This is a genomic window from Desulfosoma sp., assembly GCF_052743555.1.
On record NZ_JBRAHS010000011.1, the window covers coordinates 109,130 to 135,925 of the forward strand.

General features: G+C 58.6%; 27 protein-coding genes, 2 tRNA genes and 1 pseudogene. 25 read left to right on the forward strand and 5 right to left on the reverse strand.

Features of this window, described 5'->3' with window-relative positions:
- The first annotated feature begins 5 nt into the window (after positions 1 to 5).
- From ACUVSA_RS08940 to ACUVSA_RS08955, 4 genes and pseudogenes are all read left to right on the forward strand, one after another.
- Entirely contained in the window at positions 6 to 797 is a 792-nt protein-coding gene (locus ACUVSA_RS08940) for a ComF family protein (protein ID WP_445892602.1), read from the forward strand.
- Between the two features lie 197 nt (positions 798 to 994).
- Positions 995 to 1,489: a putative molybdenum carrier protein gene (locus ACUVSA_RS08945; protein WP_445892622.1), complete on the forward strand. Its 495-nt coding sequence runs from the start codon at positions 995 to 997 to the stop codon at positions 1,487 to 1,489.
- Positions 1,490 to 1,662: 173 nt separating this feature from the next.
- The gene (locus ACUVSA_RS08950; RefSeq protein ID WP_445894545.1) at positions 1,663 to 2,436 is read left to right on the forward strand and encodes an alpha/beta hydrolase family protein; all 774 of its coding nucleotides are present in this window, start codon (positions 1,663 to 1,665) and stop codon (positions 2,434 to 2,436) included.
- A gap of 105 nt (positions 2,437 to 2,541) precedes the next feature.
- Positions 2,542 to 3,750: pseudogene (locus ACUVSA_RS08955) on the forward strand (citrate/2-methylcitrate synthase).
- A gap of 17 nt (positions 3,751 to 3,767) precedes the next feature.
- Here ACUVSA_RS08955 and ACUVSA_RS08960 read toward each other — a convergent pair.
- The 4 genes from ACUVSA_RS08960 to cysQ form a co-directional block, all read right to left on the reverse strand.
- Positions 3,768 to 4,751, reverse strand: a complete 984-nt coding sequence (locus ACUVSA_RS08960; protein WP_445894546.1) for a SphA family protein — start codon at positions 4,749 to 4,751, stop codon at positions 3,768 to 3,770.
- A 515-nt stretch (positions 4,752 to 5,266) separates the two neighbouring features.
- Positions 5,267 to 5,560 carry a hypothetical protein gene (locus ACUVSA_RS08965; protein WP_445894547.1) on the reverse strand — a complete coding sequence of 98 codons (294 nt, stop codon included), beginning with the start codon at positions 5,558 to 5,560 and terminating at the stop codon, positions 5,267 to 5,269.
- A 27-nt stretch (positions 5,561 to 5,587) separates the two neighbouring features.
- The gene (locus ACUVSA_RS08970) at positions 5,588 to 6,949 is read right to left on the reverse strand and encodes a TrpB-like pyridoxal phosphate-dependent enzyme (RefSeq protein ID WP_445894548.1); all 1,362 of its coding nucleotides are present in this window, start codon (positions 6,947 to 6,949) and stop codon (positions 5,588 to 5,590) included.
- Positions 6,950 to 7,474: 525 nt separating this feature from the next.
- Positions 7,475 to 8,284, reverse strand: a complete 810-nt coding sequence (cysQ, locus tag ACUVSA_RS08975; RefSeq protein ID WP_445894549.1) for a 3'(2'),5'-bisphosphate nucleotidase CysQ — start codon at positions 8,282 to 8,284, stop codon at positions 7,475 to 7,477.
- A 170-nt stretch (positions 8,285 to 8,454) separates the two neighbouring features.
- On the opposite strand from cysQ, the gene rpsB reads away from it, so the two are divergent.
- The 20 genes from rpsB to ACUVSA_RS09075 all read left to right on the forward strand — a co-directional run bounded on the left by rpsB (position 8,455) and on the right by ACUVSA_RS09075 (position 26,311).
- Positions 8,455 to 9,279 carry a 30S ribosomal protein S2 gene (gene rpsB, locus ACUVSA_RS08980; RefSeq protein ID WP_445894550.1) on the forward strand — a complete coding sequence of 275 codons (825 nt, stop codon included), beginning with the start codon at positions 8,455 to 8,457 and terminating at the stop codon, positions 9,277 to 9,279.
- 4 nt (positions 9,280 to 9,283) lie between these two features.
- The gene (gene tsf / locus ACUVSA_RS08985; protein WP_445894551.1) at positions 9,284 to 9,904 is read left to right on the forward strand and encodes a translation elongation factor Ts; all 621 of its coding nucleotides are present in this window, start codon (positions 9,284 to 9,286) and stop codon (positions 9,902 to 9,904) included.
- 4 nt (positions 9,905 to 9,908) lie between these two features.
- Positions 9,909 to 10,658 (forward strand): UMP kinase, encoded by a 750-nt coding sequence (gene pyrH / locus ACUVSA_RS08990; RefSeq protein ID WP_445893252.1) that lies wholly within the window; start codon positions 9,909 to 9,911, stop codon positions 10,656 to 10,658.
- The gene (gene frr, locus ACUVSA_RS08995; protein ID WP_445893251.1) at positions 10,639 to 11,196 is read left to right on the forward strand and encodes a ribosome recycling factor; all 558 of its coding nucleotides are present in this window, start codon (positions 10,639 to 10,641) and stop codon (positions 11,194 to 11,196) included. Before pyrH ends, frr begins: the two co-directional genes overlap by 20 nt.
- A 9-nt stretch (positions 11,197 to 11,205) precedes the next feature.
- The gene (locus tag ACUVSA_RS09000; protein WP_445894552.1) at positions 11,206 to 11,961 is read left to right on the forward strand and encodes an isoprenyl transferase; all 756 of its coding nucleotides are present in this window, start codon (positions 11,206 to 11,208) and stop codon (positions 11,959 to 11,961) included.
- A 369-nt stretch (positions 11,962 to 12,330) separates the two neighbouring features.
- Positions 12,331 to 13,158, forward strand: coding sequence for a phosphatidate cytidylyltransferase (locus tag ACUVSA_RS09005; protein WP_445893229.1), 828 nt, complete (start codon positions 12,331 to 12,333; stop codon positions 13,156 to 13,158).
- An 8-nt stretch (positions 13,159 to 13,166) separates the two neighbouring features.
- Entirely contained in the window at positions 13,167 to 14,372 is a 1,206-nt protein-coding gene (locus ACUVSA_RS09010; RefSeq protein WP_445894566.1) for a 1-deoxy-D-xylulose-5-phosphate reductoisomerase, read from the forward strand.
- A 12-nt stretch (positions 14,373 to 14,384) separates the two neighbouring features.
- Complete coding sequence (gene rseP / locus ACUVSA_RS09015) at positions 14,385 to 15,539, forward strand: RIP metalloprotease RseP (RefSeq protein WP_445894553.1); 1,155 nt, start codon at positions 14,385 to 14,387, stop codon at positions 15,537 to 15,539.
- A gap of 378 nt (positions 15,540 to 15,917) precedes the next feature.
- Positions 15,918 to 16,613: a tRNA (adenosine(37)-N6)-threonylcarbamoyltransferase complex dimerization subunit type 1 TsaB gene (tsaB, locus tag ACUVSA_RS09020; RefSeq protein WP_445893231.1), complete on the forward strand. Its 696-nt coding sequence runs from the start codon at positions 15,918 to 15,920 to the stop codon at positions 16,611 to 16,613.
- Positions 16,614 to 16,912: 299 nt separating this feature from the next.
- Positions 16,913 to 17,725, forward strand: a complete 813-nt coding sequence (locus ACUVSA_RS09025) for a hypothetical protein (protein WP_445894554.1) — start codon at positions 16,913 to 16,915, stop codon at positions 17,723 to 17,725.
- Positions 17,726 to 17,731: 6 nt separating this feature from the next.
- Positions 17,732 to 19,066: a ribosome biogenesis GTPase Der gene (gene der, locus ACUVSA_RS09030; RefSeq protein WP_445894555.1), complete on the forward strand. Its 1,335-nt coding sequence runs from the start codon at positions 17,732 to 17,734 to the stop codon at positions 19,064 to 19,066.
- A gap of 199 nt (positions 19,067 to 19,265) precedes the next feature.
- Positions 19,266 to 19,341, forward strand: a tRNA-Lys gene (locus tag ACUVSA_RS09035).
- Positions 19,342 to 19,391: 50 nt separating this feature from the next.
- A tRNA-Glu gene (locus ACUVSA_RS09040) sits at positions 19,392 to 19,466 on the forward strand.
- Positions 19,467 to 20,235: 769 nt separating this feature from the next.
- Positions 20,236 to 20,610: a hypothetical protein gene (locus ACUVSA_RS09045; RefSeq protein ID WP_445894556.1), complete on the forward strand. Its 375-nt coding sequence runs from the start codon at positions 20,236 to 20,238 to the stop codon at positions 20,608 to 20,610.
- Between the two features lie 279 nt (positions 20,611 to 20,889).
- Positions 20,890 to 21,327 carry a PaaI family thioesterase gene (locus ACUVSA_RS09050; RefSeq protein WP_445894557.1) on the forward strand — a complete coding sequence of 146 codons (438 nt, stop codon included), beginning with the start codon at positions 20,890 to 20,892 and terminating at the stop codon, positions 21,325 to 21,327.
- Between the two features lie 579 nt (positions 21,328 to 21,906).
- Positions 21,907 to 22,143, forward strand: a complete 237-nt coding sequence (locus tag ACUVSA_RS09055; protein WP_445894558.1) for a hypothetical protein — start codon at positions 21,907 to 21,909, stop codon at positions 22,141 to 22,143.
- Between the two features lie 15 nt (positions 22,144 to 22,158).
- Entirely contained in the window at positions 22,159 to 22,470 is a 312-nt protein-coding gene (locus tag ACUVSA_RS09060) for an HPr-rel-A system PqqD family peptide chaperone (RefSeq protein WP_445894559.1), read from the forward strand.
- Positions 22,471 to 22,487: 17 nt separating this feature from the next.
- Positions 22,488 to 23,405 (forward strand): HprK-related kinase A, encoded by a 918-nt coding sequence (locus ACUVSA_RS09065; RefSeq protein WP_445894560.1) that lies wholly within the window; start codon positions 22,488 to 22,490, stop codon positions 23,403 to 23,405.
- Between the two features lie 92 nt (positions 23,406 to 23,497).
- Positions 23,498 to 24,589 carry a nucleotidyltransferase domain-containing protein gene (locus ACUVSA_RS09070; RefSeq protein ID WP_445894561.1) on the forward strand — a complete coding sequence of 364 codons (1,092 nt, stop codon included), beginning with the start codon at positions 23,498 to 23,500 and terminating at the stop codon, positions 24,587 to 24,589.
- A gap of 1,125 nt (positions 24,590 to 25,714) precedes the next feature.
- Positions 25,715 to 26,311, forward strand: coding sequence for a hypothetical protein (locus ACUVSA_RS09075; protein ID WP_445894562.1), 597 nt, complete (start codon positions 25,715 to 25,717; stop codon positions 26,309 to 26,311).
- Here ACUVSA_RS09075 and ACUVSA_RS09080 read toward each other — a convergent pair.
- Entirely contained in the window at positions 26,308 to 26,505 is a 198-nt protein-coding gene (locus ACUVSA_RS09080; protein ID WP_445894568.1) for a hypothetical protein, read from the reverse strand. The genes ACUVSA_RS09075 and ACUVSA_RS09080 overlap by 4 nt on opposite strands.
- Before the next feature lie 48 nt (positions 26,506 to 26,553).
- On the opposite strand from ACUVSA_RS09080, the gene ACUVSA_RS09085 reads away from it, so the two are divergent.
- Positions 26,554 to 26,652, forward strand: a complete 99-nt coding sequence (locus ACUVSA_RS09085; protein WP_445894567.1) for a PEP-CTERM sorting domain-containing protein — start codon at positions 26,554 to 26,556, stop codon at positions 26,650 to 26,652.
- Positions 26,653 to 26,796: the final 144 nt, after the last annotated feature.

Sequence of the window (26,796 nt, forward strand, 5' to 3'; positions counted from 1 at the left end):
GCGGCATGGGGGGTGGAGTGTCGCGTCTTTGGCACCAGCTCAAGGGGTTCAAAAGGGCTTTGGCATGGCTGGCCGATCAAGTGTTCCCGCCACAGTGCGCTGCCTGCGGCTCCATGGGCGGGCTGGGGTCAGGATCACCCTGGTGTCCTGAATGCCTGGATGCCGTGCCTTGGATTCTTTCACCTTTGTGCCCGTCGTGCGGACGGCCTTACGACCGTACCGAGGCGATGCCCGATCATCTGTGCGGCGAATGCCTGCAAGGGCACTATCGCTTTGATGCGGCCCGCTCCGCAGCCCTCTATGAAGGCGCTGTTCGGCGCGGCATTTTGCAGCTCAAATTCGGCGGCCGACTGCACTGGGCTCCGGCCCTGGGCCGCCTCATCGCGCATCACGCGCCCACTCGGGCTCTGCTGGACCAGTGTGATCTGTTGGTGCCTGTGCCCATGCACCTGCGCCGAGTGCGGCGGCGGGGCTTCAATCAGGCCGCGCTGGTGGCGCGTTTCGCCGCTCGAAGTTGTTCCCGGCCTGTGCACCTTTCCCTTCTTCGGCGAACTCGCTTCACACGGCCGCAGACGCGCCTTTCACGTGCGGAACGGTTGCGCAATGTGCGCGGGGCCTTTGAGGTGGTGGATGAACGAGCGGTTCGAGGCCGAAAGGTGACGGTTGTGGACGATGTGTTCACCACGGGAACCACCCTGAGCGAATGCGCCGATGCCTTGAAAGGCGCCGGTGCCGCCTGGGTCGGTGCCGTCACGGTGGCTCGAGTGGTCCTGGGCGCTCGTCCGACAACGGCTTGACTGCGTCATGGGGAGCCGATGTTGGAGGAGCGGCGCGCGCCGCGACTCCAGGCCGGCGGGGGTTCCATGACCATCTGGGTCCATGCGGAGATCGCGCTTTGCGGTGCTCCCAGAGAATGAAAAGAAAACAGCGCCGAAACACTATTCTCGAACAGGCTTATGGGACCGTGCGCGCCGCGCTTGGAGAAAGTTCATCAATGAACGTCTACGACCCCGTTTTTGAAAAGATTATCTCCGGAGGACAAACCGGAGTGGACCGGGGTGCTTTGGACGCGGCGCTGAGTCTTGGGCACCCCTGCGGCGGTTGGTGCCCCAAAGGGCGCCGAGCCGAAGATGGGCGCATACCCGATCGCTATCCCCTGCAGGAGCACGTTTCCTCGGCGTATCAGGCACGAACGGAAGCCAACGTGCTGGATTCCGACGGCACGCTGGTCTTTTGTCGAGGAAAAGCCACGGGAGGCACGGCCCTGACCATTCGTTTGGCCCACCAGCATCAAAAACCTTGTCTGGTGGTGTCCTTGGACGGGGCGCTCGATTTGCACGCCATGGCCCGCCATATTCGATGCTGGGGACAAAGCCACGGCATTCGCGTGCTCAATGTGGCGGGCCCCCGCGAAAGCGAAAAGCCGGGAATCCAAAAAGCGGTCGCCGCCGTCATGCGTCAGGTGTTGCGTCGGGACGTTGAGGCCTAAGCGTGGGCATCGCTTTTCTTCCGACAAGGCGGCCGTTCCACGGCTTTTCAATGAGCGGCGCATGTCGCGGCCGCGCGCATGGCGAACCGGACCTTGCACGGCGCCGTGTGTGAAAGCTTTGTCGGCCGTTCATCGGTACGACGCGGCGCAGCGCACCTTCGCTCAAGAGGCCGATGATCATGCGAGTGGAATCCCTGAATTTTGAAAACGCCCAAGGGCACAGGCTTTCCGGGCGGTTGGACAGGCCGTCTGAAGGGGCGCCTCGTGCCGTGGTCCTTTTCGCCCATTGCTTTACCTGTTCCAAAAACCTGAGCGCAATCGTGCATCTATCGCGGGCTCTCACCGACGCTCAATACGCCGTGTTTCGATTCGATTTCACAGGCCTTGGAGAAAGCCAAGGCGATTTTGCCGAAACGGGCTTTGTCTCCCATGTGGACGATGTGGAAGCGGCAGCCGCCTTTCTCGCCCGCAAGGGCCTGGCTCCGCGTCTTCTCGTGGGGCATTCCCTGGGCGGAGCGGCGGTTCTGTACGCTGCATCGTCCGTGGCATCGTGTCAAGCGGTGGCCGTCATCGGCGCCCCGTTCAATCCGACCCATGTGGCTCGACTGCTGCGCCCGTATCGGGACACGTTGCAGCGCGACAGCGCTGTGGAAATCGTTTTGGGAGGCAGAACGGTTCGAGTGGGCCGCGGGTTTTTGGAAGAAACTTCCGATGATGTGGTGGCAGAGCGCGTGCGGTTTCTGAATCGGCCTCTTTTGGTGTTGCACGCTCCGGAAGACGCGGTGGTTTCCGTGGAAAACGGGGAGCGCATCTTTCACGCGGCGCGGCATCCCAAAAGCTTCATCGCGCTGGCCGGAGCGGACCACTTGCTTTCCGACAAACGGGATGCTCGATATGTGGGCGGGCTTCTTGCCGCATGGGCCGGACGATTTATTTTAGGTGCGTAATGTCCAGCCACGGCACGGCGGCGGAAAGAAAGGCCGGCCCTTTGAGGACCTCGATCCGTTGCCGTGCGCAGATGATCACCCGCAGCGGATTCAAAGGAGGTATCCATGGCCGAAAGGATCGTCCGGACCAAAAACATCGGGCTGCGCGGCATCGCGGTGGCCGACACCAAAATCAGTTACATTGACGGGGAACGCGGCGTGTTGATTTATTGAGGCTACCGCATCGAGGATCTGGCTGCAAATTCCACTTTTCCCGAAACGGCTTTTCTGCTTCTTTACGAAACCCTGCCCACTGTGGAACAGTTGGCGGGCTTTGAAAAGGATCTTCGCGCCGCTCGCCATCTGCCTGCGTTCCTTGTGGAAACGATGCGGCAATGGCCCAAAACGGCGCATCCCATGGATGCCCTGCAAGCCGCCGTACCTCTTTTGGCCATGGATGACCCGGACCTCCTTGATGAAAGCCGCCAGGCCAATCTTCGAAAAGCGGTTCGCCTCGTGGCGCGCCTTCCCGCCGTGGTGGCGGCCTGGCATCGGATTCGACAAGGCCTTGACGTGTTGCCGGCCGACGACACCCTCACCCACGCCGCCAATTTCCTGTGGCAGACCTTCGGCATCGTCCCCGATGCTGAAACAGCCAGCGTCATGGACATCTGCCTCATTCTGCACGCTGATCATACCTTCAACGCGTCCACCTTTGCCTGCCGGGAAGTGGTGTCCACTCGAGCGCACATGTATGCCGGAGTGGCCGCGGGTGTGGGGGCGCTGTCCGGGGAACTTCACGGTGGCGCCAACGCTCGAGTCATGGAAATGCTGCAAAGAATCGTTGCCGACGGCATCACCGACATTCCCGGGTGGGTGCGCCATCAACTGGATCGCAAAGAACGGATTATGGGTATGGGCCATGCCGTCTACAAGACCATGGATCCTCGAGCAAAGATTCTGAAACAACTGGCGTTTCAACTGGGGGAAAAGATCGGGCAGCGGCTTTGGCCCGAGCTGACCCATGCCGTTGAAGAAGCCGCTTTGGCCGAATTGAGCGCCCGGGGCAAGACTGAGATCCAGCCCAACGTGGACTTTTACAGCGCGTCCGTCTACCACATTCTGGGCTTTCCTGGGGATCTCATGACATGCATCTTTGCGGCCTCACGCATCGCCGGATGGTGTGCCCACATCATCGAAGAAAAGTTCGGGGACGCTCAGGGCAAACCCGCCCTTTATCGTCCCCAGGCAGAGTACGTGGGCGATTACTGCGGAAAATTGGACTGCGAATACGTGCCGCCGGAAAAGCGCCGGGACGTCGCCGCATCAGCATGACGCCCCGGTGTCGGTCTTTAGAAATGCTGGACGAAACGGAAGTTGAGCCGCTCTCCTTCAGGGCGGTTTTTCGCTGCGGTTTCCAGGTAGAGGTTGAGGAAAAAGTGGGTGTCCTTGGAAAAATGCAAGACAAAACCGGGCCCTAGAGCGAAGACTTGTTCCTTGCGGTCCTTGAGGTCCTTGCCGTCCACCTGCGTATCGGTGATCTGCTTGAGGTAATAGCCGTTGAGGCCCAGGCGCAATTTTTGAGGAATCACTTCATAGGCTGAGGCGAAATTCAAGTGGACGGCCTGACCCGCCTGGGTGTCGTCGGCGTCGCCGAAGGCTCGGTTGGGGTCGGTGTTTTTGGCGTTCCAAAGGTAATGAATTCGGGTGCTGGCCGTCCATCGCGGCGTGAAGAAAAGGGTTGCGGCCCAATAGGGGTTGAAGCTGAAGAAGTGGCTTCCCGGATTGATTTCCCGATCGGCATCATATTTTCCTGTGGGAAAGATCAACTGAAACTCCACTCGATGCATGAACCGAGGTCCGGCCGGGCCCATGATGGGATCCCACTGCAGATATGGGCCGATGAGCAGGTCTCCGAAGCCTGCACTGTTGGCCTGAGGCAAAGGGGCCTCGATGTCCTCGTCCAGATCGGCGTCCACATAGGGAATGATGACGTCCAGTCCCCATTTGCCGCCCAAAAGAAGGGCCCGGTTGCTTTGGTAAATGAATTGGGTGAGGCTGATCCAGACGCTCAGATCCTCATCTACGACCTTGGGAAAAAGACGATGGCCGTCCTTGTCGCGAAAGGCATCGCTGGTCCAGTATTGAAGGTACTGAGCGAAATACAATCCAGGACCGGCAGGTGGTGCGCCGTCCAGAAAACTGGTGAACCCAAGGTTGACGGGAGGCAGATCGTAGGCGAAGGAAGAGGCGGGCGCCAGGGCCCCAAGGTAGCACAAAAGGCAGATCTGCACGACGACGGCCTTTTTTTTCTTGATAAAAGATTTTCCGCGCATGCAAGGCTCCTCTTCTGAATGCCAAAGCCTGTCCAAAAAGGCCTTTTCACGGCAATGCTGCCAGCGCATACGTTCCAACGCAGGGACCGTCTTCTGGCGCGCCGTTGCTTTTCCACCGGGTTAGGGCGCTCCTTCCGAGCCATGGCGGAAGGTCGAAGACTGTCCCTTGGAAAACGTGGGCGCCGAAGATGCACCATCAAAACAGGAGAATCCTCAAAGCGCCTTCTCAAACGGGCTTTAGATCCTTTGTGGAATAAAATCTCTCAAGCGACGGGCGCACGCCGCGGCGCCCGATAACGCCGGGCGGCGCTTCTTCAGTCAGGCTCGACAACGATTATTTCTTCGGGCCCAGGGCCCGCTTTCAGGCAGCGCCCTCCTTGAGGCAACAACCTGCGCTGGGGCATGCCAAGGCGGCGCGACGAACCGCTGCTGTATCCGGTGCTGCTCAATGGGCTTGCGAGTCCCCCGCCGATGGCCCGAGTTGTTCGATTTCCGCCTGCGGTCGGCCGATGTGTTCACGGCCCGCTTGGTGCTTCGCTGCAGCGTTCCTTGGCGGCTTCAATGGCTTCCATGAGGCTCTGGATGCGGCTTTTGGGTGGTGCCGCAAAAGCCGCTTCATAGGCCTCATCGCCGAGATATTTCCTCAAAACCAATGCGACGGGAAACCGAGGGCTCCAGCACACCAGAGCCCTGGAACAGGGCAAGGCGCCGGATTCTTTTCGGCAATAGGCAAAGGGCACCTGGTGTCCCAACTTGGGGCAACGGGTTTCCAGAGCTTCTACTCGTGCCAAAATATCGTGGTCTTCCATACCGAGTCCTGTGGGGTTTTCCAGAGCTCAGGGCTTGGGAAAAGCGTCGGTGGCCGCCAGAGCCCGCCGAATTTCCTCTTCCGGCAATTCGTAGCGCGTGAGCTTTCCCGAAAGAAAGGCATCGTAGGCGGCCATATCCATGTAGCCGTGACCGCTCCAGTTGAACAGAATGACCTTTTCCCGGCCTTCTTCTTTGGCGCGCAGCGCTTCCTGCACCACGGCGGCGATGGCATGGTTGGTTTCCGGTGCGGGAATGAAGCCCTCCGCGCGAGCCCACTGGACGCCGGCGGTGAAGGTTTCCACCTGGTCAAAGGCGCGAGCCTCGATAAGCTTTTCCTCCAGCAGATGGCTCACAATGGGCGCCATGCCGTGATAGCGCAAACCGCCGGCATGGATAGGAGCGGGCACAAAGTCGTGGCCCAGCGTGTGCATGGCCAGCAGCGGCGTGGTCATGGCCGTATCGCCGAAGTCGTAGCGAAAATGGCCTTTGGTGAGCGTAGGGCAGCTGGTGGGTTCGGCGGCGACGATGGTCACCTTTTTGCCGTGGATCTTGTCGCGCACAAAAGGCAGACAAAGGCCGGCAAAATTGCTTCCACCTCCCGCACAGCCCATGACCACGTCGGGGTAAATGCCGAGCTTTTCCATTTGTTTTTGCGCTTCCAGCCCGATAATGGTCTGATGCAGCAGAACGTGGTTCAGAACGCTGCCCAGGGAATAGCGGGCTTCAGGATTCCCCACGGCATCTTCGATGGCTTCGCTGATGGCAATGCCCAGACTTCCGGGAGAATCGGGATGCTCCGCCAGGATCTTTCGTCCGGCTTGCGTCCGGTCACTGGGGCTGGGAATGCATTCCGCTCCCCACGTCTCCATCATGCTGCGGCGATACGGCTTCTGATGGTAACTCACTTTGACCATAAAAACGCGGCACTGCAACCCGAACATTTGGCAGGCCATGCTCAGGGCGCTGCCCCACTGGCCCGCTCCGGTTTCCGTGGACAGCCGTTTGATGCCAAATACCTTGTTGTAATAGGCTTGAGCCACCGCCGTGTTGGGCTTGTGGGATCCCGGAGGGCTTACGCCCTCGTTCTTGTAGAAAATTTTGGCAGGCGTGCCCAAAGCCTTTTCCAAACCTCGAGCGCGATACAGCGGCGTGGGGCGCCACAGAGCGTACTTTTCCAACACGGGTTCTGGAATGGGAATCCACCGCTCTGTGGATACTTCCTGCTCGATGAGGTTCATTGGAAAGACGGGCGCCAGATCGTTCGGGCTGATGGGTTTGCCCGTGGCGGGATGCAGCGGCGGCCGAAGGGGTGTGGCGAGGTCCGCCTGAATGTTGTACCACTGCCGGGGCATTTCCTTTTCGTCCAAAAGCACTTTGATCTGTTCCATACCTCCTCCTTGCTGTGTGTGTTGAAAGCATCAGGACAACAAAAAAGCCATGAGGTTCACCCCATGGCCTTTTTCTGCACGACAAAAAGAGCCATGGGGAGGGAGCCTCACCCACGGCTCTCGATCTTCATCACTATCAAAGATCCTCAGTGGGCAGGCTCATTTCCAGGCCTGCCACCACCATGACCCTTCGCGCCGTTTTTCACTCGGCGCCATGGATGCTCTGTTGCGTCTCACTGCGCCTCTCTTCCTGAACCTGCCCGCACCCATAACGAAAGAAAACATAAGCTTGCTAGCACGCCTCTTGACGCTCTGTCAAGCCGGAATTGCAGCGATTTCCTTCTAACCTTCACAAGTGTCAGACTCCGCAGAAACTGAACAGAGCAATCAGGCGGCCGTTCGCCTGCCGCCACGCATTTTTCTAAAAGGGCATGTGCGGTTCACGAAGCGCAGCGTTCTGAGCCGCCTATTATTTTAAATGATCGGAAAAGGCGGACGTGATGTGGCTCAAAGCCGTTCCACGGATTACGGACAGACGGCTCTGGCGGCGGCCAAAATGCCTGCGGCCTTCATCCACGCCAGGCTCGGGCCCGCCAGGAAGTATCCATTGATGAGATCCGGTTTGTTGTACCGCAGGGGCTCTCCATGGGGATCCACCACCACGCCGCCGGCGGCTTCCACCACGGCGTGGCCTGCGCCCGTATCCCATTCCCATGTGGGGCCGAACCGCGGATAACAGTGTGCTTCTCCGGCAGCCACGGCGCAAAACTTCAGCGCGCTGCCCCTGGGCAACCGCTCATGGGCGGGCAGATGGCGGAAAAAGGTTTCCATCTCCGGCGTGGGATGCGATCGCGTGGCGACCAAGACCATGGGCTGCGTGGGGTCGGGTTCTTCCATGCGAAGGCGACGCATGCCATGAGCCCTCTTTTCCACGCAGCCGTCAAAGACGTCCCCGATAAACAAGCGATTCAAATCGGGCACCAGCACCAATCCCAGCACGGGCCGACCGTTTTCGATCAAAGCCACGTTGATGGTAAACTCCCCGTTTCGGCGAATGAATTCCTTGGTGCCATCCAAAGGGTCCACAAGCCAAAAGTGGGCCCAGGCCTTTCTTTCTTCGTAGGGAATGGTCGCCCCTTCTTCCGAAAGGACAGGAATGTCGGGGGTGATTCGGCGAAGACCCTCGACAAGAATGGCATGGGACCTCTGGTCGGCCACGGTGAGGGGTGTGCGGTCGTCTTTGGTGGTCACGGCGAATTCGGAATGGTACACGTTCAGGACCGCGTCGCCAGCGGTGCGGATGAGCGTTTCCAGCTCCGGAAGCCAGGAATGCATGGGGGAATGTCCTTTCTTCAAAAGAATTTTGGTTGCGCCGTGAAAAACCCTTGTGATAAAGAACGTCGGTTCAGCTCAGCCCGCACATCCCGCCCCTTTTGGTGCCCGGACCCCAAGGGTCCGGCGTTTTTACGCGGGATGGAGGCCAAACCAAAAGGAGGAGAGTTCCCATGTCCACCATTTCCATGAAGCAGCTTTTGGAAGCCGGTGTCCATTTCGGGCACCAGACCCGCCGCTGGAACCCCAAAATGAAACCCTACATTTTTGGGGCCCGCAACGGCATCTACATTATCGACCTGCAGCGTACGGTCAAGCTTTTCCGCGTTGCTTACCAATTTGTGGTCGACGCAACCTCGGCCGGAGAAAACGTTCTGTTTGTGGGCACCAAAAGGCAGGCGCAGGACACCATTCGTGAGCAGGCGGAACGGTGCGGTATGCATTACGTCAATCATCGATGGCTCGGCGGCATGCTCACCAACTTCAAGACCATCAAGCTGCGCATCGATCGGTTGAAAGAATTGGACGCCATGTTTGAAGACGGCAGCGTCAACCGCTTTCCCAAAAAGGAAGTCTTGAAGCTGGCCAGGGAACGGGAAAAGCTGGAACGCCATCTGGGAGGCATCAAGACCATGACGCGGCTGCCCGGCGCCGTCTATGTGGTGGATCCTCAAAAGGAACGCATCGCCGTTCAGGAAGCCAATCGGTTGGGTATTCCGGTGGTGGCCATGATCGACACCAACTGCGATCCGGACGTCATCGATTACCCCATTCCGGGCAATGACGACGCCATTCGATCCATCAAGCTCATCACCAGCCGTATCGCCGATGCCTGCCTGGAAGGTCGTGCCCTCTTTGAAGAATCGCGCCAGGCCATGGGTGACAAGGACCTGGAGCCGCTGGAAGAGGTGCCGGCGGGCATGCTGCTGCAGGAAGAAGAGGGCGGTCCGGAAGTGGAAATCATCAACCCTGTCATGGACACCGCCGAAGACGACTAAGAGCATGTGGAAGATTGAGGAGGAAGGTTCTGTGGAAATCACATCGAGCATGGTGCGGGAACTGAGGGAAAAGACCAACGCCGGCATGATGGACTGCAAAAAGGCCCTGCAGGAAACCGGCGGCGATATGGAAAAGGCCGTGGATTTGTTGCGCAAAAAAGGTCTAGCGGTGGCCATGAAGCGGGCCGGGCGTGAAGCCACCGAAGGGGTGGTGCATGCCTACATTCATGCCGGCGGAAAGATCGGCGTTTTGGTGGAAGTGAACTGCGAAACGGATTTTGCCGCCCGAAGCGCAGACTTTCAGACCTTCGTCAAAGACGTGGCCATGCACATTGCGGCCACCAACCCGCTGGGCATTCAACGCGAAGACGTGCCCCAGGACGTGGTGGAGCGGGAGCGGGCCATTTTTGTGGAACAGGCCAAGGAGTCCGGAAAGCCGGCCAATATTGTGGAAAAAATGGTGGACGGCAAGATGCGCAAGTTCTACGAGGAAAACGTCCTGATGGAACAAGCCTTTGTCAAGGATCCGGACAAAACCATTGCCGACTACCTGAACGAACTCATCGCCAAGACAGGCGAACGCATTGTCATTCGCCGTTTTGTGCGCTACCAGCTCGGGGCTTAAAACCATGACCGAGACACCACGCCCCATTTACCGACGCGTGCTGCTCAAACTCAGCGGTGAAGCCCTCATGGGCGACCATTCCTACGGCATCGAACCCAAACTCATGGAAGAATTTGCCGAGGAAATCGCTCATGTGCACCGTTTGGGGGTTGAAATGGCTTTGGTGATCGGTGGCGGCAACATCTTTCGCGGTGTCTCCGCCGCCTCCCAAGGTATGGACCGGGCGACGGCGGACTACGTGGGCATGCTCGCCACCGTCATGAACGCCCTGGCGCTGCAGCAAGCCCTGGAAAAACGGGGTGTGGCCACTCGAGTGCAGTCGGCCATCGACATGAAGGAAGTGGCTGAGCCGTTCATTCGGCGTCGGGCCATTCGGCATCTGGAAAAAGGCCGCATCGTCATCTTTGCAGCGGGCACGGGTCTGCCCTTCTTTACCACGGACACGGCGGCGGCGTTACGGGCCGTGGAAATCGGAGCCGCCGTGCTGCTCAAGGCCACAAAAGTGGACGGGGTCTATGATGCCGACCCGGTGAAGGTTCCCGGGGCCCGCAAGTACGATCGCGTCACCTTTGACGAAGTCCTGCAAAAAGACCTCAAGGTGATGGATGCCACTGCCATTTCCATGGCTCGGGACAACAATCTGCCCGTGATCGTCTTTAACCTGAGGAAGAGCGGCAATATTCTGAAGGTCGTCACAGGGGAGCCCGTGGGGACCCTGGTGCAGGGAGGCTCGAATGCTCAACGAAGTCTTTGAAGACGCCAAAGACCGCATGCACAAAGCCATCGGCACTCTGGAAAAGGAATTTAAAAGGCTACGCACGGGTCGAGCGTCCGTGTCGCTGGTGGACGGCATTCGTGTAGAATACTACGGCACGCCGACGCCGCTGAATCAGCTGGCCACATTGACGGTTCCCGAACCCAGAACCATCATGATTCAGCCGTGGGATCAGAGCTGCATCGCCGAAGTGGAAAAGGCCATCATGAAATCGGAATTGGGCCTGACCCCCGTGAACGACGGAAAGGTGATCCGCGTTCCCGTGCCGCCTTTGACCGAGGAACGCCGTCGTGAACTGGTCAAGCTGGTGAAAAAGATGGCCGAAGAGGCCAAGGTGGCTGTGCGCAACATCCGCCGCGACGCCAACGAAATCATCAAGGACCTTAAGAAGGAAAAAGAGATCTCCGAGGACGAACAGTTTAAGGCCCAGGAGGAGGTTCAGAAAATCACGGACGATTTCATCAAAAAGATTGACGAACTGAGCGCCGCCAAGGAAAAAGAAATCCTCGAGATCTAAAAACATGTCATGGAAGGACTGGATCCCCATCGATTGCCTCGGCATGTGGCTATCATCATGGATGGCAATGGCCGGTGGGCGAAAAGAAGGCTTCTCAACCGCGTGGCCGGTCACGAAGCCGGGGCGGAATCGGTGCGCGCCGTCATTGAAACCGCCCGCAAAATCGGCATTCCTCATCTGACCCTCTACGCCTTTTCCAAAGAAAACTGGCAGCGGCCGCCAAAGGAAATTCAGGCTTTGTGGCAACTGTTTCGGCGATTTCTGCGCTCAGAGCGGCCCCGCATGATGGAAAATGAAATCCGCGTCCGTCACCTGGGCGATCCCGACGGCATTCCTGAAGATGTGTATGCCGAATTTCAGGCCCTGATGCACGACACGGCGCACTTTGACAAACTCACGGTGCATCTGGCGCTCAATTACGGCGGGCGGCATGAACTGGCTCGTGCGGCGCGCCTGTTTGCCGAAGATGTTCGGCGCGGTGCGCGAAGGCCTGAGGAAATGACTCCGGAACTTCTGGGTTCCTATCTCTTCACCGCGGACATTCCGGATCCGGACTTGGTCATTCGCACCAGCGGGGAATACCGGGTGAGCAATTTTCTTTTGTGGCAGATTGCCTATGCCGAACTTTACATCACGGACACCCTCTGGCCGGACTTTCGCGAACAGGAATTTGTGAAGGCGCTGCGAGACTACCAGAAAAGGGAGCGGCGTTTCGGCAAGACCAGTGAACAAGTGGCCCAAGAAGCCTTTGCGCCTTTGGTCTGAAGAATGTGAAGTCGGTCCAGCGTCATTCAAGGGGGTGGTTCAGGCCATGGGTGCCTTGAAATGGCCTGTGGGCCGATGAGGTCGGCGAGGAGCTCGCGGATAATGGTTTGACCGCGCCCCTTGGGTGGGAAGCGGTGGAAGCGGTGTAAGGCGCGATCCCACCTCAGCGCGGATTTCATGACCATGCCGGTCCTTGTGGAGATCGCGCCTTGCAACGCTCCTATAGAATGGAACGGAAACGGCCATAAAAACGCCTTCTCAGACTGGCGCCGTGAAGCCTCTGTCGAGGCCGCTTTCATGGAATGAAAGGTCGAGGGGGGGACGCGTCCCATATTGAATGTAATCCCCATTCTGAAAAAAGGCGCTCTCGTGGATGACGGCCGATGGAGCTCTCATGCAAAGCGATGGATCACGGGCTTGGCCCTGGCGGTTCCCCTGGTGGCTATGCTGCTCTACGGGCCGCTGTGGCTGTGGGCCCTTGGCGTGACCGCGGCGGCCCTCATGGGGCTTTGGGAATACGAAACCATGCTGCAGAAACCGGCAGCCGCGCCCGGAGAACTGGCCTTTTCTCTGAGCGTAGGGGCTGTGTTTCCGGCTTCGGCCTGGCTTTTCGGTCCCAAAGGCCTTTTGGTGGCGGCGGTGGCCAGCGTCTTTGCCCTGTGGGCAAAGTACCTCGCCATGCCTCCTCTCACTCGAGATGCGTGCCACCGAGGGCTCATCACGTTGAGCGGATGGTTGTACGTGGCGCTGCCCTTGTCCTTTGTGCTGCTTTTGGGGGCGTTGGAAGAGGGTCGAGCCTGGGTGTTTTTTGTGCTTTTTGTGATCGTCTCAGGTGATGTGGGCGCTTATTATACAGGAAAGAGTATCGGGCGACGAAAGCTCTATGAGGCAGTGAGCCCGAAAAAGACAGTGGAAGGAGCCCTGGGTGGCTTGGTGGCTTCGGCTCTGGTGGGCACAGGTTTCGGCCTGATTTTTCTTAGAGACACGGGAGCCTCTTCGGCGGCTCTCTTTGTCCTCTCGATACTGACCGAACTGGTGGGGCAGGCGGGAGATCTAATGGAATCCATGCTCAAACGCATGGCGGGCTGCAAGGATTCCAGCCGCCTTCTTCCCGGCCACGGCGGACTGCTCGATCGCCTGGACAGTCTGCTTTTTGCCTTTCCCACCGTTTGGATTTACGGACAGGGGTGGCACTGACGGATTCCATGGGACGGCGACGCAAAAGGTTGAGCGTTCTTGGCAGCACGGGATCCATCGGCGTGAACACCGTGGAAGTGGCTTGCGCTTTTCCCGATCGGTTTGAAATCATCGGGTTGGCTGCCGGACGCAATGTGGATCGGCTTCGGGATCAAATTGTAAAGGTCAAGCCCCGCTGTGTGGCCGTGCAGGATCGGAAGACGGCCTTGGCGCTGAAAAAGCTTCTTCCGGCCGGGTTGAGCAAGCTGGAGATCCTATGGGGCCAGGAAGGGTGCTGCCGTGTGGCCGACCACCATGAAGTGGACATGGTGGTTTCGGCCATTGTGGGTGCCGCCGGATTGCTGCCTACTTTGGCGGCCGTGAAGGCGGGAAAAGACATCGCTTTGGCCAACAAGGAAACCCTGGTCATCGCCGGGGAAGTGGTCACGCGAAGCCTGCAGGCCACCGGAGCGCGCCTTCTTCCCGTGGACAGCGAACACAGCGCCATTTTTCAGGCGCTTCAGGGCAATGCCCGTTCGGCCGTCAAGCGCCTCTTGCTCACGGCATCCGGAGGACCTTTCTTTGGGAAAACCGTGCAGGAACTGGCTTCGGTCACGCCCCAAGAGGCCCTGCGCCACCCCAACTGGTCCATGGGACCCAAAATCACCGTGGATTCCGCCACCCTCATGAACAAAGGGCTGGAAGTCATCGAAGCCCATTGGCTTTTCGGCGTTCCTGTGGACCAAATCGCCGTGCACATTCACCCTGAAAGCATCGTCCATTCCATGGTGGAATATGTGGACGGGTCCGTGATCGCTCAGTTGGGCATGCCTGACATGAAAATCCCCATCGCCTATGCCCTTTCCTACCCGGAACGGCTCCCGCTGGAAGCGCCTCGGTTGGATTTGTTCGCCTTGCGGTCCCTGACTTTCTATCCACCGGACTTGGAAACCTTTCCATGCCTGAATCTGGCGTATCGCGCCGCGCGCGCGGGAGGCACCATGCCGGCGGTTCTGAACGCCGCCAACGAAGCGGCCGTAGAAGCTTTCCTTTCCGGCCGGTTGGCGTTTACGGACATTCCACGACTCATCGCTCAAGTAATGGACGCCCATGGGGTGGGCCCGGCGGACACGGTGGAAAGGATTCAAGCGGCGGACTGTTGGGCTCGCCGCGAAGCGAAGAGGGTGCTCAACGGCTCGGCTCCAGAATCGAAAGGCCAAGAGCTGTCCGTGTGACGCTGAAGCCCGATGCGAAACGCCGTGGGGCGGCCGGAGCGGCGCACGGCGATCCATAATGCACAGGAGGAATTTATCGTGGTGACGACCATTGTCTCCACAGTCGTTGTGCTGGGAGTCCTCATCTTTATTCACGAATTGGGTCATTTTCTCGCCGCGCGAAAGCTCGGGGTCACAGTGCTGCGCTTTTCCCTCGGGTTTGGGCCTCGAGTGATAGGCTTTCAGCGAGGTGAAACCGACTACTGCCTGTCCCTGGTGCCTCTGGGCGGCTACGTGAAAATGCTGGGTGAAGACCGCGAAGAAGAGGTTGAAGCCTCGGATCGGGAGCGCAGCTTTTCGCATCAGTCCGTGAAAAAAAGGCTTGCCATCGTCGTGGCGGGTCCTCTGGCCAATGTGGTCCTGGGTGTCGTGCTCTTTACCGTGGTTTTCGCCGTCTACGGCTTTCCTCGGCTCAATACGGAAATCGGAACCGTGGCGGCCGATTCACCGGCGGCTCGAGCAGGTCTGCAGCCCAAGGACAAGGTTCTGGAAATCAACGGCCGAAAACTCCAATCCTGGGATGATCTCTCACAAACCATTCAAAGGGAAGGGCTCAAGCCTTTAGAGATTGTGGTGGAACGGGCAGAACAACGGCTGAGCTTTCACGTGACGCCGGAAATTCGCGAAGTGAAAAACATTTTCGGGGAACCTTTGCAAAGGCCCGTTATCGGCATCACGGCTTCCGGGTCTTTTGAAGTGGAAAAAGTCCATCCCCTTTTGGCCGTCTTTTACAGCCTCAAGCAGACCTGGAGTCTCACCAAGCTGTTTTTCCTCACCATTGTCAAGCTCGTTCAAAGGGTGCTGCCCATGGAAACGCTGGGAGGGCCCATTCTCATCGCCCAGATGGCGGGCCAGCAAGCCCAGGAAGGATTGATGAACTTTCTGCACTTCATGGGGCTCATCAGCATCAACCTGGCCGTATTGAATCTTTTGCCCATTCCCGTGTTGGATGGAGGGCATGTGTTTTTCTTTATCATCGAAGCGGTGCGGCGGCGCCCGTTGAGTGTTCGGCAGTTGGAAATGGCGCAGAAGGTGGGCATGGCCGTGCTGATTGCGCTCATGGTCTTCGTCTTTTACAACGACATCATGCGCTTGATTCCCACAGGACGCGGCGCACCGGCGCCGTAAGGGCCTGAACGAAGGCGCCTTATGCGGTCCGTGGCCATGAAGCCTTTTTTTGAAAGCGGCGCATGGCGCGAGGCGGCGCGCGAGCGCCGTTGTGGCTTGAGCATTTTCGGCGCCTGCGCTTTTAAAGGCACGGCCTTCGACCGTCTGATTCTCGGACCGCGAGCAGGCGGTCCCTTCGAAAGAGACGTGCGCAATGGATTGAGCGCCGAGAGAAGACGTTTATTGCTGCCTATAGGCGGCTTTCGGAGCATGGCGCATGGGAGCCGCCGTAAAAAGTGGGGGGAATGGTCGAATCGGCCGGAACATGTGCGGGTTCGGGTTGAATCCGCGACATGACGGCGAAGGTCCGCGGCGTGAGACCTGATGAAAGGCTGTGGCGTGAAGATCCTTGCAGTGGACACATCCACGGCGTCCGGCAGCGTGGCGCTGCTGGACGGCGACGTGCTGACGGCGGAATGGACCCTTCTTTCCAGCCGCACGCACAACCGGCGTCTTTTGGAAGGTGTGGATCGCCTGCTCGCCGATGCCGGCTGGGTTCTGGAAGACGTGGACGCTTTTGCGGTGACCACCGGACCCGGAAGCTTTACCGGTATTCGCATCGGCTTGAGCACGCTCAAGGCCATGGCCTGGGCTTTGGAAAGACCTCTGGTGGGGGTGCCGTCCCTGGAAGCTTTGGCGGCCCCTTTGGCTGTGGCGTCCCTTTCGGTGTGCCCGGTGATGGACGCTCGAAAGCACGAAGTCTACGCTGCCCTGTACCGGCCCGATGGGCAAGGGTTCTTAAGGGAAGAAAGGCCGCCGTCCGTGTTGAGCCCTCACCAGGCGGCCCAATGGCTTAGGGAAAAGACCCTGTGTTGCGGAGACGGTTTCCTTTTGTACCGAGACGTTTTTCGTCAAGTTGCCGGCGATTTGATTGTGGATCCCGGTTCGGGATTTCACACGGTGCGCGCTGGATTTGTCGGTCAATGCGCCCAGCGGCGCCTGGCCAGGGACGCCGACACGAATCCCATGCGGGTAATGCCGCTTTACGTGCGCCCTTCGGAAGCGGAAATCCATGCCGGAACCGTGGGGTCATAGAAGCGTGGGCGAGAATGACCCTGTGGGAGCGATGGTGTTGCATGCTATAGGAGCGTCGCAAGGCGCGATTTCTTTCGTGCCTTGCGGCGCTCCTATAGCCTTGCGGCGAGAGAGCGGGACCAAATCATTCTCGGACAAGCTCAGTAGGAGCTGGTCCGCAGGTGGCAGGGTTTCGGGGAAACCTATCGAGGAATCCACTGCGATGGTGGTGCTCCTTGGCAAGGGCCCACCGGGGGTTCCTGTGCGCGGATCGAGCCGTTCCGATGCCCGAGCTTATGCAAGAACCTCCTGCCGGGCGTTTGCCGAAGCTCAGGCGCGAAAACCTGGTCCTTGGGTTGGGACAGGCAAGCCTGCACGAACGCCAGAAAAAGGGCCTTTCGGACAGGTTACTGAAACGTCGGGCAGGACGGCCCGCTTTGATGCTGCATGCCTATCGCTTGGCAAACACAGGCCGAAAGATGAAAAGAGTCGTGACACCACGTCAAGGACGACGTCTTGTAAAATACCTTCGTAACCCGCTGTTTCCGCTCTACTTTCTGGAGCGTAATCTGGGAATGCTTTTGGACGAAAACGGCATGCGCACCACCAGCGCACGGCGGACGGCCCAGTGGGCCACGGTGGTGTGGGAACGAATCCGCTGGTTTCAGGAGCTTGTCGGTAATGGAAAGGTTTCCTCGGGCGTTCCGCATTCGGCTTCCGTGGGCTACGGCCTGGATGACGGCCCGGATCGAGTGCGCATTGAAACCTATTGCGATCACTGCGGACTGTGCTGCGAAATCTGCAGTGGTTTTCCCGACTTTCCCGACCCGAACCATCCACCCGATGCCTGGCGCTTTGTTTTCGGGCAGGGTCTGGGGTACGGGCATCGGTTCTGTCCGTTTCTTCTGCATGACCGCCGCGCAGGGCGCAGCTTTTGCGCCATTCATCGGCACCGGCCCAATCCGTGCCGCATCTTTGAAGAAGATGAATGCCAAACCGTGAAAACGGAACTCAAAAGCGAACTGGCGCGCACGCGCGGCCGACCGCCTCGATTCAGCGGGCGAATCGGACGCCTCGTGAAGCGCGCTCTCCACAGCGGGCGACCCGTTCGGCTGCTGTTGCATCAGGAGTGAGAACGTATGGCCGTGGTGGCCATTGTGGGACGCCCCAACGTGGGCAAATCCACGTTGTTCAACCGCCTGTGCCGAAAACGACACGCTCTGGTGGACGACCATCCCGGCGTGACGCGGGACCGACTGTCCGCACCCGTTGAATACGGTGATCGACGCTTCATTCTCATGGATACAGGCGGTTTTACGGACCCGGAAGCGGGCGCCTTTGCCGAGCAGACGCGCCGTCAGGTGCTTCTGGCTTTGGAAGAAGCCGATGTCATCCTCTTTGTGGCGGACGCTCGCACCGGAGTGCACCCTGACGACCGAGAACTGGTGGCATTGCTGCGAAAATCCCAAAAACCCGTCTTTTACGCTGTTAATAAGGTGGACGGCCGGGAACAGGAGGTGCACGCTGCGGAATTTTATGCCTTGGGTGTGGAAAGGATTTATCCCATCAGTGCCGCCCACGGACTGGGGGTGCATGAGCTGATGGAGGCGGTCACGGAAGTCCTTCCGGCCCGATGGACGGACGACGCGGAAGACGCGGATCCCGAGATTCGTGTGGCTGTGGTGGGCCGGCCGAATACGGGAAAATCCACGTTGGTCAACGCCCTGCTGGGGGAAGAGCGGGTGATTGTGAGCGCGGAGCCGGGAACGACGCGCGATGCCGTGGATACGCCGGTGGAAGCCCTGGGCCGAAAATTTCTGCTCATCGACACGGCCGGCATTCGGCGAAAAGGCCGAACGCGGCAAAAGCTGGAAAAACTGAGCGTCGTCAAGGCGCTGGAAGGTATTGACCGGAGCCACGTGGTGATCCTTTTGGTGGACGCTCTGGAAGGGGTCACCGATCAGGACCTGCACGTGGGCGGCTACGTGCAGGAACGAGGCCGCGGCTGCCTTATTGCCGTAAACAAATGGGACGGTGTGCCCAAGGATCCCAAATTCTTGCGGCGGTTTCTGGAAGAGGTGCGGGATCGGTTTCGGTTTCTTCCCTATGCGCCCATCCTCACCATGAGCGCCCTGCACAAAAAGAGAATTTCCCGCGTGTTTCCTCTGGTGTTGGAAATCTTTGACCAGTTCAACAAACGGGTGACCACGGGTATGGTGAACCGGGTGCTTTCCAGCGTGATCGCCAAGCACGAGCCGCCGTTGGTTTCGGGGCGTCGCCTGAAATTCTATTACGCCACCCAGGCTTCCACGCGACCTCCCACTTTTGTGGTCTTCTGTAACGAACCGGAAAAAATCCATTTTTCCTATGAACGGTTCCTCACCAACCAGTTTCGGGAAGCCTTTGCCATGGAGAAAACGCCCGTGCGCCTCGTGTTCCGGGAAAGATCCCGCCGAAGCGATGAAAACGGATGATGGTACGGTCCTGACGGCAGAGGGGGAGAAATTGTGCAAGGCCACAGGGTTTCCGCTCGGTCAAGGGACCGTTCCTTTAAACTGATTTCCTTATAATCCCAATGGGTTGAACATTCCAAAAGCCGCCACATTGCGCCTTGACACGCCAAGGGGTTCGTGTTAGGAAAGCGCGGTTTTGGGCGCCGCCCGGTTTTTTAAAGGGCCGTTAACTCAGTCGGTAGAGTATCTGCCTTTTAAGCAGAGAGTCGCAGGTTCGAATCCTGCACGGCCCACCAAAAATGCTTGACACTTCGCGGAATCCACTGCTATAGAGCGCGAACATTGCGTCCCCATCGTCTAGCCAGGTCCAGGACACCGGCCTTTCACGCCGGCAACGCCGGTTCAAATCCGGCTGGGGACGCCTTGCGTTTTCCATGCCTCGCGCTTCTCCTTTGACCACCTGCCCTTCGGCTGACCGTGCGAAAGCCCTTGTCGATGCACCATCTCGCCCTTGTCGTGACGGGAAAGGCTGCACGTGGACCGTCCCATGGCAGAAAACACGGACGATGCGCCTCGCATCGAATGAACATGTCCCTTATAGGGGAGCCCCAAAGGTCTTTTGAAAGCCTTCAAACGGGCAGGTACCCTTCGGCGAAAAGGTTAAAGTTTGTTTTTCACTCCGTCGATGCGCTTCATGGGGGAGCGTTTCCGCCCGCGCCGTCGGTAAGGTTTCACCAAGGCGCCGATCGCTTGCGGGCTGTGGTGGGCCGAATTCTCGGGCACGGTTTTACGCACCCGAACCGGGACCTGTGGAGCCCACCGCATCTTGACAGGGTGGCGTTCATCGTGGTTGAGTGTTTCTGAAGCCGGGAGCTTGTCCGCGCATGCTGTGCGAGGGTTTTGACGCGCGGATGAAGCCCCGTTGCGCGCCCACCTTTTCGAAGGGACGGCCTCCCCGCCCTTGCTGATGGGCGGAGCGGCAGAAGCTGGTCCCTTCCAAGGAGGCGACAAGGTGATGAAGGCGGCCCCTCCGTCGGCACAAAAGGGCCCGCACGAACGTTACAGAAAGGCATTCTCGGACCGGCTTTTGTGAGGATTGGGGAGCGCCCGGGCGGCGCGGGCGGGCGCTGCATGGAGCCTCCAGAGCGCTGCCGAGCACGATTTATGACTTCCAGTTTCGAGGCCCGTCAATGTCCGGCATTGTGGTGGAAAAAAAAGACGGCAAGACCATCATCACCGTGGTCCAAAAGGAAGCGGAAAAAGCCGGTGAGGATTCCCCTCGCGACCGGTCCGCGGAAGGAGCCGTGCCCCAGGAGGGGGGGCGTCGCACGTTCCTGCATGAAGTCATCGGCCGGCGCTTGTTGTTTCATTTGGCGACGGGCGAAGAGGTGGAAGGGATATTGGACGGCTTTGACCAGGATTCCCTGCGCATCGAAGACGCCTTTCTTTTCGGCGACCACAGGGAATGGCAGGCCGATTGGATGATTCTGGAACGGCGCCAGCTGGTGGCTGTGTGCCCGGCGGGCCGTCTGCGCCGCCGTCCCCCAAGGGGCGATGCCACGTGAGGGCTTTACCATGGACGTTTTGGGAATCGCCCACGATCCTTCGCTGAATCGGCCCAGGGAACAGCGACCGGCTTGCCTCGAACGTTTGGCTTTTGAGGCGCGCGCCATCGCGTGCAAGGATGTCCGTCCCATGCCCCAAAAACCCATCAGTCGCATCGCCTGCGCCCTTGCACCTCATGCCTTGCACTTCCCGACCCCCCCCGACGCACCACTCACCACTTCCGACTTCGGACTTCCGAGTTCGGACTTCCGACTGACGAAAAGGATTTCCCAATGCTCATGGACGACATTTGGCGCATGATCGAAACGGCGATTCCTTTTGTTCAGCGATCCGGCCTGCAGGTTCTTGAGCTGCGTCCCGGTTATGTGAAGCTGCGCATGCCCTTTGACGGCAACCAGAATCATGTGGGCAGCATGTACGCCGGAGCTCTTTTCACTTTGGGCGAAATTCCCGGCGGGGCCTTGTGTTACGCCACCTTTGATCCTCGAAAATATTTCCCTTTGGCCAAGGAAATGACCATTCGGTACCGAAAACGCGTCACTACGGACGCCTTCATTGAAGCCGGGCTTTCTCAGGAAGAGATCCATCGCATTCAAGGAGATCTGGACACGCACGGCAAGGCCGACTTTGTGGTGGAAGCGGACATTCAGGACACCTCGGGTGAGCCGGTCGCCTCCGTTCGCGGCCTCTACCAAATCCGCGCCGCGACCCTTTGAATTTTTTATGGAAGGCAACGCTCCAAGCTTGTCCCCAAAAGCCAAGGCTGGTCATGGGTGGCTTTGTAAGTTGTTGAGAGTTTCAAGCCTTTAAGCGGCCAAAAGGAGTTCTCAGTCAGGATCTTGGGCCAATGCGGCCTGGTGACCGGCTGCAGGGGCTCGGGGGTCAACGGGCCCAAGGGATTCTCGAAGGGCCTTTGACGAGCGTGTTCCAGGGCAGGAGAGCGTCGGTGGAGTGTCGGGCTTTTCAAAGGGTACCGGCCGTCAGGAAGGGCTTGGAGCCCGGAACGGCGTGCCGCCACGACGCACGGGTTGGGCGTTCCAAGCGTCCTTGGCGGGAGTGTGCAAGACTTTGCGCACAATTTGCGCAATGGAATTCACCAAAAGGCTCATGGATTGCCCACAGGAGCAAGGGGCATTTCAAGGGCCTTGATAAACAGAGCAATACCAAAGGATTTCACGGTCTGGTCGTCTCAAGGTTCTGGCATTTTTATTGCTAATTACTGAAGTACTCGGGCGTGTTTTCAGCAGGGGTTGTGTTGGAGAAAGAGGCTCGTGGAGGAAGCAGGGCGGATAAGGGTGAAGGGGAGGAATGCATTGGCCACGGAATCGGATCGCATTGTGGAGGTTACGGGGGAACCGAGCCGGCGGCTGTTTCTTCGCGGTTCTCTGATGGTGGGCCTTCCGCTCATGATCACTCTCAAGAGCCGAACGGTGCTGGGTGATACTCAGAATGGCTCGGGGAATCTGTCGGGATGTTCGGGAACGCCCAATCCCAGAACGCGGAGCCCCCTACCGACGATGACGACACAGTAGCCGGGTCCAAGAAGCGTGGCGAACCTAGGAAAAAATAAGGCTGAAGGCGCCCACCATGCCGACGGGGTCTGGCGGGGCCGAAACGATGCTCAAGCGCGGCGGCTGTGGGACGAGCTGGTTGTCTATCATGAACCCTCCGGTGATGTGCACGTCTTGAGCCCTCTGGCCCAACGGGTCTTGGCCTTGGTGGAGTCGGCTCCTCGAACGGGGCAGGAGCTTGTGGAGCAGGTAAGTCGGGAGATGTCCCCCCAAGAGGCGGCGGCGTCGGTGGCGGCGCTTCTTGAAGCCATGGACGAGGCGGGATTGATCGAAAAGGCGCTTTGCTGAGCGTTTCCCATTTTTCCTTGGACAGACTGACCTTCCTGGCCCGGGCGGGAAGGTTTTTTTTCGATGTGGGCCCGTTCCGCCTGGGCGTCAAAACGACGATCCATTCTCTTGTTCGTTTCCTGCATGGTTTCTATGCCGATTTTCCGGTCCATGAAGAAGGCGATTTTGCGGATTTTCACGTAGCCATCGAGCGGCCCCGGCTTTTTCGGCGCTGGTTTCGTCCCCAGGTCTTTTTTGCCTGGGACGCGTTTCGCCCTTTTCATCCGTATCCATTGGACATGGCCGTCCCCCTTTTTGAATGGGGTCTCAACTGGTGCCTGGCCGGGCACGCGCACACCTGGCTTTTGGTGCACGCGGCGGTCGTGGAAAAGGGCGGAAGAGCGCGTCTTTTGGCGGCCAAGCCGGAATCGGGAAAGAGCACCCTGTGTGCGCTCTTGACGGGCTGTGGGTGGCGGCTTTTTTCCGATGAGTTTGCGTTGATCGAGCCCGGCACGGCGCGAGTGTACCCTTTGCCGCGCCCCATCTCGCTCAAAGGCGGTGCCATCGGCGTCGTACGCCATCTCTTTCCGCATCTCTACATGAAAACCGTATGCCGCAACCGGATTACGGGGGAAGACATGGCTTACGTCAAACCGCCCTCGGAAGCGGTGGCGCGCATGCACGAATCGGCCAAAATATCCTACGTGGTGTTTCCTCGATACCGTGCCGAAGCGTCCTTGACCGTTCACCGGGTGGTGCGCAGCCGAGCGCTTTTGGCTCTGGCGGACAACGCCTTCAACTATGCGGTTCTGGGCCGTGACGGCTTTGAAACGCTGGCCCTTGTGGTGGAAGAGGCGGAGGCCCTGGATTTTTGCTATGGGGATACCGACCAAGGGCTGCGATGGTTTAACGAATGCTTGTGTCCTCAAAACCTCCCCGGGCGCGGCATGTGCTGAGGAACGCGAACACCTTCCGTTCATTTTTTCGAGCGCTGGGGGCTGTGGGCCTCGGCGCCGTTTTCCATGCGAGCCCAAGAGGCGAAAGCCGAATGATGCGTTGTGGCGAGAGGAGAGCAGAGGAGATTCTCAATACCCTTCTTCGGGCTCTGAAATGCCCGGAAATGGCCAAGGATTTTTCGTTGCCCCTCAGGAATGTGCTCATGCCCGTGGCCAGAAAAAGTCAGCTTCTGGCGCGTCTGGCATGCCTCATGTCCTTGGGCGGCCTTTTGGAAGCCGTTTCGCCGCGCGTACAGCGGCATCTCGAGGCCGCCGTCCGCGTGGCCGAAGCGCATCACCGGGCGCTTTTATGGGAAGCGGACCGCCTGCGATGGGCCCTTCAAGGCCTCCATATTCCCATCATTTTGCTGAAGGGCGCCGCCTATGGCGCGGAAAATCTCGATGCCTCCCTGGGGCGTCTTTCATCGGATGTGGACATTTTGGTTCCCAAAGAGGTCCTGCCTGCGGTGGAACAGGCGCTTCTCAGCAAAGGATGGGAACCCGTCAAGGACCTTCCCTATGATCAGCGCTATTACCGCGCCTGGATGCATGAGCTTCCCCCTCTGCGGCACAAGGACCGCGGCAGCGTGGTGGATGTGCACCACAATCTGCTGCCGCCCATGGGCCGCATGCCGTTGAACGTCCATGACCTGTGGCGAAGGGTTCGGCCGTCAAAGCTTAGAGGGTTTTGGGTGCTCAGTCCGGAAGACATGCTCATCCACAACGCGGTGCATGTGTTTCAGGACGGGGTGGTCTGGGGCGGCCTTCGCGATGTCGTGGATGCTCACAGCCTCATGGAAGAATTTTCCCGGGACGGGGACTTCTGGCCCCGGTTTGTCCATCGGGCGGCCGCCTTGGGGACGGTGCGCCCCTGTTTTTACGCCTGCTGGGCGGCTCAAAGCCTTATGGGCGCACCCGTTCCCCCATGGGTGATGGAACGCTTCAGCCGCATGGGTTTGGCCGTGTCTTTTTCCAGGCGTATGCTGATGTGGTCCTGCACAAGGGCCCTTCGCGGCGGAGCGCTTTCCAAGACAGGGCTCGAAACGCAGGTTGCCCGCGGATTTCTTTTTGTGCGTTCCCACTGGCTGCGCATGCCGCCGATGCTTCTGGCACGCCATGCTGTGCAAAAACTTCTCAAACTGTAAACAGCGCACGAAAACGGGCCATGTAGCCGTAGCCGGCATTTCGTTTTCCTTGGACCCGCCGCGCCGGCCATTTTGACATGGCAGCACGCGGCAACCACGCCGGCCGAAAAAGCGCCGAGGGCCGCAGGGAAAAAAGGCGCCGTGGCGCTCCGGTAAGGCACCTCGGTGCTTTTTGCCGGCGAAACGCCGCTTTCCGCGATGCCTTTCAAGTTTCCAACAAGCATTGCCTTGGGTTCGAAAAGCTCGTCACGGCGCGGGTCTGAGCCTCCACGGCGGCTGAACACTTTGGACCCACAGAGCCCGCCGCACACCTCGCAATTTTTGGCACACAGTGAAAAAATACCTCTCAAAGGCAATCCGCACAAAGGTTTTGGCTCCCAAAATACGGCTCTTCTCAAAGAACCCAATCTTCTACGCCACAGCCGTTACAGGAAGCTTCCTGGCCTGGAACCTGCGGCCCTTTTTCCGGGGCGGCGGCCTTCAGCCGCTCTCGCTCTTCCACCTTGTCAACCACGGCCGAATGGCGGCGCACCTCCACAGGTTGGGACGCCCTTTTGGGGCAACCCCTCGCCGGGTTCCTCCTCGAGAAAGGAAAGACCGATCCAGGGGCGCCTCCGGCCTCTTCGGGAGTAAGCCTGCCAGGGCTTGAGCTTCATGGAGCAAGGCTTGGCGCCGGGGCCGGTGCACCTCATTTTAAAAGCGGGTTCCTGGGACACTTGAATGGATCTCCTTGATGTCTTCGTCTTTTGCTGGCATCGAAATTTTCGGTGTGCAGAAAAGTTCCAAGATGTGCAAAAGAATTCACTTGAAAAGAGTAATGTCTTTCATAGCATTCGGGACCTTTGGGACGCACCCCGCACAGTGCTCCCCTAACCCCTTGCCATCGCACGTGAAATAACACGAGTGCGTCGCGAACCATATCGGCACGGAAAATGCAAAATCGTGTATGCCAAAGGGATTGGGTTCTGGGGCTTGTGCTGAAAAGGAGGCAGGAATCATGTGTGTGGAGAAGAAGAGAGTTTGTTCTGCGTGGGTGAGCATTCGGGCTGACCCCAAGGACGTGGGGTGTCGAGCCGCTCGATGAGACCTTTTTTCTCAAGTTTTTCGCGCAAAGGAGGAAAATGCATGAAAAAATATCTTCAAGTGTTCGCCATGGTGGCGGTGAGCATCGGCGTGGCCGTGAGCGCCTTTGCGGCGCCGTATATGCCGCCGCTGGGTCCATTGTACATTAAATTTGACAATGCAGAGCAGCTCAGCCCTACTAACCAGATTGTGTCGCCATCAGGTAATCATGAAGGCAACTGGGGTATTTTTATTGTCAGCACAATAGCTGTTGGAGACACGACAGGCGATCCCCAAAACTTCGATCCTTCTGATCCGCCGATTTGGACGAGCCGGGTCAGTGACGGTGGGCAGATCACCGGCATTTTTGGTGGCATCAAAGCGAAGCCGGGTGGACCTCCTTTCAATAGCACCGGTGGCGAGCTGTGGCTCTACTGGGATGAACCAGACCTACCCGGTGCCGGTACGATGGTCAACCTTGCAGGCTCTCCCCCTACAGCGCGAGCTGGTGATTTTCAATATCCTGGTTTTACGGACGGCATTCTGCTGGCGAGGATCACCCTTGTTCCCGGCGCGATTGTTCCTGATCCGGACGTGACGGTTACAGGTACTGTAGTTCCAACAATCGGTCCACCCGGCTACTATACTTTACCGGATTAGCCAATTCCTTCGGCGATGTTGCCGACGTGAACGGGGACAACGTCATTGATGGTGCCGATGGGGCTTGGGCTAGTCTCTTGAACGGTGACTATTTCACCACCGCTTTGAAAAACCATCGGGCGGATCTCAAGTTCAGAAACATCTATGAGGGGGATCGCTACCATCCGTGGAACGTCAAAAATAATGATAATCAAACTGTCATCTTTGGAGCCCAAAGCAGTGACCCTGCGAGGGCTTATGCGGTGCCTGAGCCGGCAACTTTGTTGCTCCTTGGCAGCGGCTTGGCTGGGCTGGCGGGGTTCTCGCGGCGTCGTCGAAATCAGAAAAAACAGCTAATCTGAAAACGTGCCGTAGCCAGCGTCTTCCACGAAAGACACGGAGATAGGGAGCCATGGCTCCCTATCTTTTTGCTACGATAAGGTCCATTTCAGTGCATGCATGTGAGTGGCTTCTTTGATGGGGTGTAAAGTCAGATGCATTGCTGT